7 protein-coding genes are annotated in these 13776 nt (G+C 63.3%); 4 read left to right on the top strand and 3 right to left on the bottom strand.

Annotated elements, in window-relative coordinates:
• Positions 1–91: 91 nt before the first annotated feature.
• The 4 genes from GJ699_RS12030 to GJ699_RS12015 all read left to right on the top strand — a co-directional run bounded on the left by GJ699_RS12030 (position 92) and on the right by GJ699_RS12015 (position 4486).
• Entirely contained in the window at positions 92–1879 is a 1788-nt protein-coding gene (locus tag GJ699_RS12030) for a LamG domain-containing protein (protein WP_154376454.1), read from the top strand.
• A gap of 135 nt (positions 1880–2014) precedes the next feature.
• Positions 2015–3034 carry a sulfate ABC transporter substrate-binding protein gene (locus GJ699_RS12025; RefSeq protein WP_154376452.1) on the top strand — a complete coding sequence of 340 codons (1020 nt, stop codon included), beginning with the start codon at positions 2015–2017 and terminating at the stop codon, positions 3032–3034.
• Between the two features lie 83 nt (positions 3035–3117).
• Positions 3118–3339 carry a TOBE domain-containing protein gene (locus GJ699_RS12020; protein ID WP_154376450.1) on the top strand — a complete coding sequence of 74 codons (222 nt, stop codon included), beginning with the start codon at positions 3118–3120 and terminating at the stop codon, positions 3337–3339.
• Positions 3340–3610: 271 nt separating this feature from the next.
• Positions 3611–4486 (top strand): serine hydrolase, encoded by an 876-nt coding sequence (locus tag GJ699_RS12015; RefSeq protein ID WP_154376447.1) that lies wholly within the window; start codon positions 3611–3613, stop codon positions 4484–4486.
• A gap of 191 nt (positions 4487–4677) precedes the next feature.
• On the opposite strand, the gene recD is transcribed toward GJ699_RS12015, so the two are convergent.
• Genes recD through recC form a run of 3 tightly spaced genes read right to left on the bottom strand, consistent with a single transcriptional unit; the run spans position 4678 to position 13755 of the window.
• Complete coding sequence (gene recD, locus GJ699_RS12010; protein WP_154376445.1) at positions 4678–6642, bottom strand: exodeoxyribonuclease V subunit alpha; 1965 nt, start codon at positions 6640–6642, stop codon at positions 4678–4680.
• Positions 6635–10324 carry an exodeoxyribonuclease V subunit beta gene (recB, locus tag GJ699_RS12005; protein ID WP_154376443.1) on the bottom strand — a complete coding sequence of 1230 codons (3690 nt, stop codon included), beginning with the start codon at positions 10322–10324 and terminating at the stop codon, positions 6635–6637. The genes recD and recB overlap by 8 nt, the downstream gene beginning before the upstream one ends.
• On the bottom strand, positions 10321–13755 hold the full coding sequence (gene recC / locus GJ699_RS12000) for an exodeoxyribonuclease V subunit gamma (protein WP_154376441.1): 3435 nt from the start codon (positions 13753–13755) through the stop codon (positions 10321–10323). Before recC ends, recB begins: the two co-directional genes overlap by 4 nt.
• Positions 13756–13776 lie beyond the last annotated feature (21 nt).

Here is a 13776-nt window from a genome sequence, read left to right as displayed (position 1 = left end):
AATTGACGTGCAAGTAATGTTAAAATATTAGCAAATAATTTCATTTTAATCATATTATGGAGTTTCCCTCATCCCAGAAGGAGACCTCCACATGACTGAAAAACTCGATCACTCGCGCCGCACCTTGGTGAAACTTCTGTCTAATGCGCCCCTGCTACCACTGGCCGGCGGCGGCGCCACGGCCGCCCTGCTGAGCGCTTGCGGCGGCGGCTCCAACGACACCGCGTCGCCAACGGCACAGCGGCTGGCTTCTACGCTGGCCAGCACCACCGCCACCAGCGCCACCTATACATATCCCGGACTCGATCCCAATTTTGATACAGCAATCGCCGGCCTCAACTTGGTCGAGGACATGACCTTTGGCAGCAGCGCGGTGGCGAGCGGCTCAGCGGTCGGCGTGGCGATTACATCGCTCACCGATCTGGCCACCCTGTTCTACCCGTTGCAAGGCGTATTCAACGCCACCGGGGGCCATATCAGCGGCACTGGCCCGACCGTCATCAATAACGAAGTGCAACGCTACGCCACCACATTCAACGCCCAAAACCACGTCTTTGAAACAGACGGCTTGCGCCTGCAACCGGTGCTCAGCGCAGGCGAATTCAACTCCTACCTGCGCGGCACCATCAACTACAGCACTGGCAACGGCTTCACCGCCGGAGCGGAAGGCGTATCGACGCCCACGCTGCTGGCCGACATCGGCCTGACGGCGACCGACCTCGCAAGTATCGAAATCGGCACCTGCGTCACCAGCGCGTCCTACGGCATTGCCGTGGTGGTCGCGAAAGATGCAAGCGCCGGCACCATCACCTTCGAAGCGGTCACCGGCGGCACCAAAACAGCATACAAATCCAACTGGCACCTGACCTTCACCAAGTTTGCCTTCTCACGGGTGGCGGCCGACGTGGTCAACGGCACCACCACCACCATCCAATTCAAGACGCCGGTAGCGTCCTCGGTGGTCGCGGGCATGTATTCGCTGGGCGTCAACTGCGGCACCACCTATGCCTACGATTTCCACGCCTACGACCGCGCCAAAGTGCTCAGCATTTCGGCGGACCGCCTGTCCGTGACGTTTGATAAACCGGTCCACTACGGCGCATCGACGTTAAAGGTCCTGAGCTCCACCGGCACCACCACCGGTGACGGCGTGCTGTTCGTTCCTGGACTCAGTTCGGGCGAGATCTGGAGCAAGCGCGGATACGGTCCTCAACTGAGCGGACACCAGGCACAGGCGGTACAAGTAGAAATCACCATGCCATCGTTGCCGCAATTCGGCGGCGGCGCTTATTACAACAAGGCGCAGGTCGAGGGCGCCATGGCCACCTACGCCGGCACCACCTGGGGATATTGGCCAGCAGTCTGGATGTACAACTTCAAGCCAGCCGGCGATGTTACCGGCTACGCGCTGACCGGTTCCGAAGTGGACATGCTGGAACTGTTCACCCATATGTGGGGTGGCCAGTCCACCTGGACCGGCTATTTGCACACCCAGACCTATACCAGGCAGGTTGCTATGCAATCAGGCAGCACCACGATCGCGCGCAATGGGGGCACCTGGAAAACCTCCACCGCCAGCGGCTCATTGCAGACCGCGAATGCCGCCCAACTATTGATGCCCACGCCGATCGCGTCCGGCACCAGGCGCACCATCAGCGTCATCTGGACCCGCGACAAGATTATCCATTATCTGGACGGCGTGCCGGTGTGCGAGTCCAACTGGGCGGTCGACACCAGCTACCCTCATCAGTTGGGCATTAACGTGGCTTGCGGTTCGCTCAGCAACAGCTATGCCGCAGCGCTGTTCTTCCCCCAGACCAACGCCCACGCAACCGGCCAGTTCCTGAAAATTCACTCGATTAAGACCTGGGAATTGTAGGCGCCGGCGCAAGCCGACCCGCCGCAGGGTCGGCTTGTTATGCGAATAGGAATTATAGAAATAAGAAACGAGTATTAGGCGGCATCAGGAAAAGCCGCATAATTGCTGCACAATATTTTTACTACGAAAGCTTTTATGACCACTACAAATAACGCGCGCCGCCTCGTGATCTCGTCTTTCCTGGCCGCTTCCGCCACCCTGTTTGGCGTGCCGCAAGCCCAGGCGGCCGAAACCGTGCTGCTGAATGCCGCCTACGACGTCACGCGCGAACTGTTCAAGGACATCAATCCGGCCTTCGTGGCCGAGTGGAAGAAAAGCACCGGTGAAACCATCAACGTCAACCAATCGCACGGCGGCTCCTCCAAGCAGGCGCGCTCGGTGGCGGACGGCATGGAAGCGGCCGTGGTCACCATGAACCAGGCCAACGACATCGACATCCTGGTCGAACGCGGCGTGGTCAACGCCGATTGGGCCAAGAAATTCCCGAATAACTCCTCGCCGTTCTACTCCACCATGGTGTATCTGGTGCGCAAGGGCAACCCCAAGCAGATCAAGGACTGGGGCGACCTGGCCAAGCCAGGCGTACAAGTCATCATTCCGCACCCTAAAACCTCGGGCAATGGCCGCTACACCTATCTGGCGGCGTGGGGCTCGGTCATCAAAAAAGGCGGCAACGAAGCGCAGGCTCGCGACCTGGTCGGCAAAATCTTCCACAACGTGCCAGTGCTGGACGCCGGCGGTCGCGGCGCCACCACCACCTTCACCCAGCGTGAAATCGGCGACGTGCTGGTGACCTTCGAAAACGAAGTCAACCTGGTGCGCGCGGAATTCGGCGACAAGTTCGACGTGGTCTACCCATCGATCTCGATCCTGGCCGAATCGCCGGTAGCGGTGGTCGACAAGGTGGTTGACCGCCGTGGCATCCGCAAGCAGGCCACCGGCTATGTCAACTTCCTGTACAGCGAAGAAGGCCAGGAAATCATCGCCAAGCACTCGCTGCGTCCGCGCTCGGAAAAAGCCTTCAAAAAGTACAACGCCAACTTCCGCCAGGTAACGCTGTTCACCATCGACGACGTGTTTGGCGGCTGGAAAGCGGCACAGAAAAAGCACTTTGACGACGGCGCCGAGTTCGACAAGATCTACCAGAGCAAATAACAATATACGCAGAGATTCGTTTGCAAATGGCCATCGTGGCCGTAATCTGGAGGCGTAGTAATCAACCAGACAAAGGAAGCACGATGGCCATTTCTGAAATTAATGTACGCAACCAATTCCGTGGCAAGATCAAGGAAATCATCTTTGGCCCAGTCGTTTCGGAAGTCGATGTAGAAACCCAGCACGGGATCGTCACCTCGGTGATCACCTCCCGTTCGATCCAGGATCTGGACCTCAAAGTTGGCAGCGAAGTGATTGCCCTCGTGAAATCCACCGAAGTCTCGATCGCCAAGATCGGCAGCTAGCAACGCAACCCGTCCCGGCCACCGCCGTGGCCGGCGTCCGGAAAAAAGCCCTGAGCACTCTCCCGTCTCAGGGCTTTTTTGCATTCCGGCCGCAACAGCGAAAAAAAATATAATAATCTGATACTTAGACACAATAGACGAGAAGCAGCTTTAATGTTATTGTCTATCCTTCGAGAATATTGCCGCATAGCTAGATTTCTTAAAGAGATTTTTGTGCGTGCCACGTCGCCCAGACGTGTCCGAAGTTACCCTATTCCCATCTGAAAACCCTATGCTCAAGAAAATTGCTGCTGTATTGCTGAGTACGTTTACGGCGGCGGCCTTCGCCGCGGTACCGCTCAGCTCTGAGTCGGTGCTGGTGGTCGAAGACGCCACCGGCAAAGTCCTGCTGGAAAAAAATGCCACCACGCAAGTCCCGATCGCCTCGCTGACCAAACTGATGACCGCGATGGTAGTCCTGGATGCCAAGCAAGACATGGACGAAAAGATCGAAATCGACCGCGCCGACGTTGATATGCTGAAACACAGCGCCTCACGCGTGCCGGTTGGTGCCGAACTGACCCGTGGTGACGTATTGCAACTGGCCCTGATGTCATCAGACAACCGCGCCGCCGCCTCGCTGGGCCGGACCTATCCGGGCGGCCTGCCGGCGTTTCGCATGGCGGTACGCGCCAAGATCAAAGCGCTGGGGCTGAGCCAGACCGTGATCGAAGAGCCGACCGGCCTGTCGCCGCAAAACATGTCGACCGCGACCGACCTGGTCAAGATCGCCACCGCCGCCTCGGCCTATCCGGACATCCGCCGCATCACCACCGACACCAAGGACGTGATCAACATCAAAGGTCGCAAAGTCGAATACCACAACACCAACCGTCTGGTTGGCGCCAAAGGTTGGGACGTTGGTCTGTCGAAAACCGGCTACACCGAAGAAGCCGGCCGCTGCCTGATCATGCGCTTCAAATCCGGCGGCAAGAACAACACCCTGGTGCTGCTGAATGCCAAAGCCAACTCCGCCCGCATGATGGACGCGTTAAACATCCGCCGCTTCATTGCCGGACCGGACGAGAAACCAAAAGTCATGAAAGCCTCGGCCAAGGGCAAGAAAAAAGCCGTCAAGCAGAGCAAGCGCATCCGCCGCGCCATGTAACTCCGCGCACCCCACGCAAAGCAGCCGGACCCCGCGTCCGGCTTTTTTTCGCCTATACATGCCAGAAACCAGCAAAATCGCGCCAACTCCTGGCTTAAAACCCGGGGTCAGGTCCATCATTTCTACACGAACTGGGCTGTAGCGACCACTACAGCCCAGTTCGTGTAGAAATGATGGACCTGACCCCGGAGTTAAGTGTTGAGGAGATTGCGGAGGCCGCTGGCGCGCTGGGTGCGCTGGGCGATGGCGTCGAGCAGCACTTGGCCGTTGGGCGTGAGTAACGTAAAGTAGTCGCGGGCGCGGGTGATGCCGGTGTAGATCAGCTCCCGCGCCAACATGCCGCCGCTGTCTTTGGGTAAGACCATGGCGGTGTGGCGGAACTCGGAACCTTGTGATTTATGCACTGTCATGGCAAACGCGGTTTCGACGTTTCTTAGTCTTGTGGCAAGTACGCTGCGGACGTTGTCGCCTTCCGAGAAGTACACCCGCAACGCGCCGGGACGCGCCGGATCGGGCAAGGTCAGGCCGATGTCGCCGTTGAAAACGCCGGTCGCGTAGTCGTTGCGGGTGACCATCACCGGCCGGCCGATATACCATTCGCCGGTGCGCTTGAGCAAGCCGGCCGCCTGCAATCTTTGTTCAATTGCATCGTTCAGGCCCGACACTCCCCACTCGCCTTCACGCACCGCGCACAGAATACGGAAGCTTTCAAACGCTTGCAGAACGGATTTCACCCAGGCAAGTTGTACGATCTCATCGACTTCCGCCGGTGTATTCTTTATCAATTGCAAATATTGACGGTAGCCGCCTTCAGCACCCGGCCGCCCCGCCAACGCGAGTTGCAGCAGGTCGCTAGACTGCGCCAGATCGGTCCAAGACACCTTGTTATCTTGTGCTTCGCGCAACACGTCAACGGCGCTGGCGCCATCGCCGGCATTAACCGCCAGCGCCAGCGCGCCAATCGGGCCGCCGAAGCGTCGGCTTTCGCGCAACATCACGGTCTGCTGGGCAATCGGGCCGCCTCGTCCTTCGAAGCCTTCCGGGATCTGCTGCCCGGTGCTGGCATGCACATATGACAAGGTTTCTGCCCGATACTCGCCGGCCTCGGCCTTGTGGCACAGGTCGCCCAGCACCGCGCCCGCCTCCACCGACGCCAGCTGATCCTTATCTCCAAGCAAGATCAGCGTGGCTTTGTTCGGCAACGCTGCCAACAGTGCGGACATCATTTCCAGGTGAATCATTGACGCCTCGTCAACAATCAATACATCAACATCCAGCTGGTTGCCGGCATGATGTTGGAACGCCCGCGTATCCGGCCGCGCGCCCAGCAGGCTGTGCAAGGTGCGCGCCGCGCCCATTCGCGCTGCCAGCTCGCGCAGCGGCAGCGCCGATCCGACCTTGACGGCCAGCTCATCCAGCGCAGTATCAATCGATTGCTTGAGCCGCGCCGCCGCCTTGCCGGTCGGTGCCGCCAGCGCCACGCGCAAACCGTCCTGCCGCCCGCCGGCGGTGGCAAACAGCAGGGCCAGCAGCCGCGCCACCGTGTAAGTCTTGCCCGTGCCCGGCCCGCCGGTGATGATGCCCAGCTTGCCACGCACCGCCACCGCGCACGCGACTTTCTGCCAGTCAACGCCACCGCCGCGCGGTGCGTGCGGAAACAGGATGTCCAGCCAGCGCCGGATGTCGTCGGTGGCCGCTTCCTCATCCGCCGCCATCACCCGGTCCAGGGCACGCCCGCGCACCGCTCCGGCGACGTGGGTTTCGTCCTGCCAGTAGCGGCGCAGGTACAGCCGCTCGCCATCCAGCACCAGCGGCTGATTCAAGTCGGGACTGCCGGCCGGCCAGATCTGCGCGCAGCCAGCCAGCAACGCGCGCCAGGCGGCGGTGTCGGCCGGCCAGTCGCCCACCGAGGCACGCAACTCGCGCCATTCGTCGCCGCTCCAGCCCAGCAGAGCGGCCGGATCGGCGTTCAATTCGCTCAACATCAGACAGCTGTGGCCGCGCCCTTCCAGTTCGGACAGCAGCACGCAGGCGGCCATCAATTGCGGTCCGTCGTCACCCACCGAGGCGATGAAGCGCGCGAAGGCGCCACTGAGGCGCCGCAGCAGGCCGGCCTCGGTCAGCGCTTCGACTTGATCAAAAAATGCATTACTCATGAGGTGTTCCCAACAGGCGATCCAGCCCGTCCAGCAGATCGGCATCCGGCGCGATCCAGTAGCAACCGCGCGTTTGCGCATTGCCTATGCCGCGCAAGAACATGAAGATGGCGCCGCCCAGCTGTTCGGCCGGATCGTACGCGTCGCCCAGCCGGCTTTGCAGCAGCCGGTGCAGCGCCAGCATGTAGATCGCGCCCTGGATGTCGTAGCGATGCTCGGCCATGGCGCCGATCAGCGCCGGCTCGTGGTAGGACGCGTCGCCGCCACCCAGCGCATTTGATTTGTAGTCGAGGATCCAGTAGCGGCCTTCATGCTCGAACACCAGGTCGCAGAAGCCTTTCAGCATGCCGTGCAGCGCGCGCTCCGGCAGCGCCGGCCGCGCGGCACCGCCCAGCAAATGGGTGGCGCACAGTTTATCCAGCGCGCCGGTGGCGAGGCGCTCGCTGGGGAACCAGAACTCCATCTCCGGCAGCGGCGCGACGATGCTGCTCAAGGGCGCATCCAGATGCGGCAGCGGCGTAACAGCGATTTCGCGCAGCCATGCCAAGGTGTCGTCGAGACGATTGCCCCAGCCGGCGCGCTCGACGCGGCGCGTCAGGCGCGCTTCAAAGTTCTCGTCGTGGACCATGCCGAAGCCCTCCTGCCCCATCCACTCCAGCTGCTCATGCAGGAAGTTGCCCGGCACCGAACCACGCGGGAAGCGGTGCCACGGCGCGTCTTCAACCCGGGTCGGCTGCACCATGGCCGGCTGCTCGCCGCCCTCCAGCAGTTTTTCCTGCTGCGCGTCGCGCGGCACCACGCCGTCCGCGCTGATGGTGCCGGTCGGCCCGGTGCGCCGCGCCAGCGAGCTGAAACTGCTGACCGACCAGTCACGCTCGAAGTGGCCGCTGTAATGCTGCGGCTCCAGCAACGGCGGGCGTTGTTCGACGCGGCTCAACCGCGTCACCTGCTGCAGTTGCATCTCCAGCGTGGCCAGGCTGATCGCCGCGCAGTCCTGGCAGGCGTGCTGCCAGCGTTCCATCATCAGTTCGGACGGCAGCACTTCGCCGCCGGTCAGCAGATAGCCCAGCGCCGAGTCGTGCAGCGTATTCTCGCCGGCCTTGCGGGCCGACAGCGCGGTCACGCCCAGCCACAGGAAGTGACGCGCGCGCGTCAGCGCCACGTACATCAGACGCAGGTCTTCCTGCAGGCGTGCGCGTTCCACCAGATCCAGCGCGGCGTCGGTCATGGTCATGTCGATGTGGCGCACGCCCTCGTCGTCGCTGTATTCAAAGAAGCTGCGGTTGCGCCGCTCGACCTTGCGCGCGGTGACCGCAAACGGCAAATACACCAGCGGATATTCCAGCCCCTTGGATTTGTGGACCGTGACCACTTTCACCAACTCGGCGTCGCTTTCCAGGCGCAGCACACGCTCGTCGCCGGCGCCCTCGCCGCCTTCGATCTGTTCGGCGAGCCAGCGTATCAGTGCCTGTTCGCCATCCAGCTGGCGGCTGGCCGATTGCAGCAGCTCGGCCAGGTGCAGCAGATTGGTCAGACGCCGCTCGCCGCCAACCTGCTGCAGCAACGCCGCCGGCAATTGCAGTTCGTGGATGAAGCGGCGCAGCATGGCCAGCACGCCCTGCCGCTGCCACACGATGTGCAGCGCCTTCAGTTGTTCGACGCGCTCTTCCCACACCAGTTCATCCGACGACAAGCGCGCCAGTTCGGCCAGCGGCAAGCCGGCGGTGCGGGTAGCGTAGGCGGCGCGGGCCAGCGCGCCGTCCAGCGGATTGGCGACCGCCGACAGCCAGCGCAGCACGTCGGCAGCTTCTTCGCTTTCAGTGACCGAGTCCTTGTCCGACAGGTAGACGCTGGGCACACCGCGCCGCTGCAGCGCGCGCCGTATCGCGGATGCCTCCTTGCGGTCGCGCACCAGCACTGCGATGTCGGCCGGTTGCAAGCGCTGGAAGCCCTCCGAGCCGCCGTCAAATCCAACCCGCGCGTCATTCAGCTTGGCGACAATGTCCTCAGCACAGTGATGAGCGAAGTATTCGCGGTAGCTGTCCGCCTTCAGATTCTGCTCGGCGCTGCAGGAGATGACCAGCGCCGGCACGTCGCCGTCCGCGTCCACCATGCGCTCCTTGCGTCCCTTGGCGCCGACCGCTTCGAATGGCAGCGGATTCTCCTTGGTGCGCAGGTTACGGAAGCGGAACGCACCGCGTCCCGGCGAACGGTTCTCCGCGTGAAGGAACAGATGGTTGACGGCGTCCACCACCGGCTTGGTCGAACGGTAGTTGGTGCCCAACTGGTAATGACGGCCAGCGGTGGCGCGCCGCGCCGCCAGGTAGCTGTGGATGTCGGCGCCACGGAAGCCGTAAATCGACTGCTTCGGATCGCCAATCAGGAACAGGCCAGTCTCCGGATCATTATCGGCCACGCGGTACAAGGCGTTGAAAATCTGATACTGGTTGGGTGCCGTATCCTGGAATTCATCGACCAGCGCCACCGGATACTGGTCGGTGATGCGCTTGCGCAGCGCGGCGCCATTTTCTCCCTGCAGCGCGGCGTTCAGGCGATCCAGCATGTCGGCGAAGCCGAACTGGCGGCTGCGCTTTTTCAGCTCGGCCATGCGATCGGCGACAGCGGCGGCGGCGTGACGATACAGCACATGGTCCAGCGGATCGATGGCGGCCAATGCCTGCTTCAGCTCCTGCGTCGCTTCAAAATCCTCCGGCACCACGGCGCTGAAGTTCTTGGCGAAAGCGTCTTCCAGTCCCTCCGGCGTCAATCGGTTCCAGGCGGTGTCCGACACCGCCGGTTTGAACAGCACCGGATCTTGCGCCCACTCGCGGAAACCGTTGAACCAGCTGACTAGCGAATCGGCGCGCATCTTGTTCCCGTTGAAGCACTTGGGATCAGCCGCGCGATGCTGGGCGATCCACTGCTCCATGCGGTCGGCGCGCTCGTACCAGCCGGCCTTGAGGCCGGCCAACTGCTCCTGCTGCTCGCGCTGCGTCCTGGCGATCAACATGCCCAGCGATTCGCCGCGCCCGACCGCTTCGCCGATGATGTCGGCGCGCTTGACCAGTTCGCGAATGGCGCGTTTCATCGCGCTCACATCGCCCCACACGCCCAGCAGCGAATCCAGTGAATCGGCGTTCAGCGGGTAGACCTGCTGACGCCAGTAGTCGTGCGCGGCGTCTTCAAATAACGCCTGCTCGTCACTGACCAGTTCTTCGTCGAACAGGCTGCCGCTGTCGAAGGCATGCTCGCGCAGCATGCGCTGGCACCAGGCGTCGATGGTGAAGATGGCCGCTTCGTCCATCGTTTCCGCCGCCAGTTGCAGACGATGCGCGGCCTGCTGTTGCGCCGCGTGGTCGGGATAGGATTCCAGAATCTGATCCAGATACTCGTCCGGCTGGTGATGCGGCGCCGGCTCGCGGAAATAGGCCGCCGCCTCCACCAGCCGCTCGCGCACGCGATTGGACAGCTCGCGTGTAGCGGCGCGGGTGAAGGTCATCACCAGAATATCCGCTGGCAGCAGCGGACGTTTGTAGCCGTCGTCACCGCCATGGCCCAGCACCAGCCGCACATACAGCGCGGCGATGGTCCAGGTTTTGCCGGTGCCGGCACTGGCCTCGATCAGGCGCGAGCCATGCAGCGGGAAGGTCAGCGGGACAAGCTGATTGGCGACGTCGCTCATGCCGCGCCCTCCGGATCGATCGGTTCTATCGTAATGTCCTGCTCCATCCATGCCGCCAGCGGGCCATACAGGCGGCGCGAGACGTCGTCAAAGTCCGCTTCGGCGCTGAGCGCTGAAAAGTCCGGCCACACGCGGGCCAGACACAGGTCCGCGTTTTCGCCGTTGACATCGAAGCCACCGTCGTAAACCGCGCGCGGATCGCCCTCCTGCACCAGCGCCAACGCGGTCTTGCAGGCGGTGGGCAGCGGACGGTTCATGCCGTCGCGCCACAGGCCGGCCAGCTGACGCAAGGCTTCCCGCGCCGCCGCCGGGTCCAGTGGCCGCATGGTGACGATGGCGTCGCGCGCCACCAGATGGCCGCTGATCTGCATGTCGGCAGCAGATACCGCCAGTTGACGCAACCACATGCCGATCAATTTGTCGCCGCGCGGCTTGCCCTGTTTATCGGCCACGCGCGAGGACATCTGCGCCAGCCACGTGGTTTCGCCGCCCTTGGTCATGCGCAGCTGGTCGATCCAGTCGTCCAGCGGCACGCCGTCCAGCACCAGATTCAGTGCCACCTTGGACGCGGCGAGGTCGTAATACTCGCATAGCGTCAACCATGCGCAGCGCACTGGCACCAGCCCTTCCACCAGCTGGTGCTGGTACTGCTGGCCGATCAAGCCGATCGGCAGCACGCCTTCGCGCGCCAGCCGTTCGGCGCGTTGCGACAGGCGGTCGTAGACCTGATCCAGCGGTTCCTGTTCGCTGCCCTCGTCCAGCATGGCGTCTTCCAGCACATAGCGTTCCAGCGCGTCAAGCGAGAATGGCTCCTCGTCTTCGCCCACCAGCGCCGCGTCGCCAAACATCACGCCCAGCCGCTGGCGGAAGAAGAAGCGCACCGGCTGACGCAGGAAGTTGTGCAACATGCTGAGCTTGAGACGGAACTTGTCGTCGATCTCGAACGGCGGCAGCGCGGTGGCGGCGGCGGTGTCGCCCTCCTCGCCGTGCGCTTCGCGCCACTCGCGCGCGTAGGTCAACAGGCCGCCATCTTCGAAGTAGCGGCGGCTGAACGGCTGCAGCGCGTGTTCGGTGGTGCGCGCATGCAGGTCCAGCTGCCAGCCGTTGACCAGGTAATCGCGCAGCTGCGACACCAGCACCGACGGCGGCTGCTCGCTGTTGTCGCGCACATTGCGTCCGACCCAGCTAATATACAGCTTGTCGCGCGCGGCCAGCACTGCTTCCAGCATCAGATAGCGATCATCGTCGCGGCGCGAGCGGTCGCCGGGACGCGCCATGCCGGGCAATGCCAGCAGGTCGAAGTCGGCCTTGGGTGCGCGGCGCGGGAAGTCGCCGTCGTTCATGCCGAGCAGGCAGACCACGCGGAACGGCACGGCGCGCATCGGCATCAGTGTGCAGAAGGTGACGCCGCCGGACACGAACTGGTGATTCAGCGTCGGCTCTTCCATCAATCCCAGCCAGGCTTCGCGCAGCACCGCCAGCGGCACCGCTTCGTCGTAGCCGGCGCCCTCGCAAGTGTCCAGCCACTTGTTGAGCGCATCGTCCAGCTGCGCCAGCGTCAGGCGGTCGCCCTCTTCGTTGGCCTTGAAGAAGGTGGCCAGCAGCGCGCGCGCCTGCACGCCCCACTCGGCCGGCGAACGCGCCTCGGCCAGCACCGCGCGCCAGTGCAGCAGCGCTTCCACCAGTTGCGCCAGCGAACCGGCCAGCGCCGCATCCAGGCCACCCACTTCCGCGTATGGTTCGATGCCGGCATAGCTGCCACCGTTCTCGCCGCCAGTGCCGCTGGCGTAACCAAGCAGCATGCGGCGCACGCCAAAGATCCAGGCATTCTGTTCGCCGGCCGGGCCCAGACCGAGGCCGCTGCGATGCTGCTGATCCAATCCCCAGCGCACGCCGGCGCCTTCGATCCAGCGGCCCAGCGTCGGCAGGTCTTCCTCATACAGGCCGAAACGCGCGGCCAGCGCCGGCACGTCCAGCAGATCGCGCACCTCGCTCTGGCGGCAGCGCTGCTGCGGCAGCCGCAGCAACCATTCCAGCGCCACCAGCAGTGGATTGACGCTGCGGTCGTTGACGTCGCCGATCTCGAACGGAATGTAGCGCGCATCGGTGCGGCGATACTGGGCAAACACGGCGTGGATGGCGGCCGAGAAGGTGTCAATGTCCGGCACCATCACCACCACATCGCGCGGACGCAATGGACGGCCGCTGTGCTCTGCCTCGGCAAACATTTTCAGCAGTTGGTCATGCAGCACTTCGACTTCGCGCTGCACGCTGTGGGTGACGTGGAATTCGATCGAGCGGTCGCCGTCCGCCAGCGGTGGCAGCCGGTCATGCTCGGACAGCGGCAGCAATTCACGCACCGCGCCCTGCACCTGCGCCAGCAGTGTATCGCCCTCGCCGTCGCTGAACAGGTCCACCCGCAGCGGCGCCACGTCGTCGTTGTCAGCGGCGGCGGCTTGCGCGGCTTCGTCGAATTCGTCCAGCATGCGCACGAAATCGCGGCCTTGCCGCCCCCAACTGGCCAGCAATGGATGACTGTGGGCGTGCAGCTCTTCCAGCGGGATCTGGCCCAGGTCCTGGCCATTGCGCAGTTGCTGGCGGCGGTGCGCGCTGCGCAGCAGATCACGGCCTTCGATGATGTCGCCCCAGTAGTACTGGCACGGATTGGGCACGGCCAGCAGCACCTGCGTATGGCGGGCGATGGCGGCCAGCGCCTGCAAAGTCTGGAACGGCAACGCGGACACGCCGAAAATCACCACCCGGCGCGGCAGCTTGCCCAGCGGTTGCTCGCCGGCGGCGCTGGCGCGCACGAATTCGGTGTGGACGGTGGCACGGCCGAGGCCTCGCTCGTGAGGTTCGACGTCCGCAATCACGGCGCGCCACAACTGCGCCTGCCAGCGCTGATCCTCCGGCAGCGGCGTGACCTCGCCGCGCGCGCTGCGCAGCTGATCGCGGCCGGCGGCCCAGTCGTCCAGCCAGTCGGCGCGATAGACCTGGTACTGGTCGAACAAGTCGGCCAGCCGTTCGGCCAGCTGCAGCCGGCGTTCGGCCTCACCGTCGGCCAGGAAGTGGCGCAGCGGCATAAACACGGCATCGCCCAGCAAGGCGGGCAGCAACCGCATCAAGCGCCAGGTCAGCGGTCCCTTGTCGAAAGCGGAAATGGGCGGCACGCGCTCGCGGCCCAGCATGCCGCGATAAGCATCCCACAGGAAGCGCGCCGGCAGCGCCACACGCGAGGCGGCGCAGATGCCGATTTCCTCGGCCAGCGCGATTTTCAGCCACTCGGCCACGCCGTTGGATTGAACCAGGAAGATCTCCGATTCCAGCGCCCCTAGCGGATGGTTACGCAGCCATTGAAACACGGCGGCGCGCAACTGTTCCATCTGGTTGCCGTGCAAAATCAGCAGGCCGGGGGTGATGCCAGGGTGCATAGAGCTCTTCAGGTTGATCGA

It is taken from the genome of Duganella guangzhouensis, from assembly GCF_009674535.1.
In the GTDB taxonomy this organism is placed as follows: domain Bacteria; phylum Pseudomonadota; class Gammaproteobacteria; order Burkholderiales; family Burkholderiaceae_D; genus Rugamonas; species Rugamonas guangzhouensis.
Note: the sequence above shows the minus strand (reverse complement) of the source record. Positions and strands in the feature narration are given on the sequence as shown.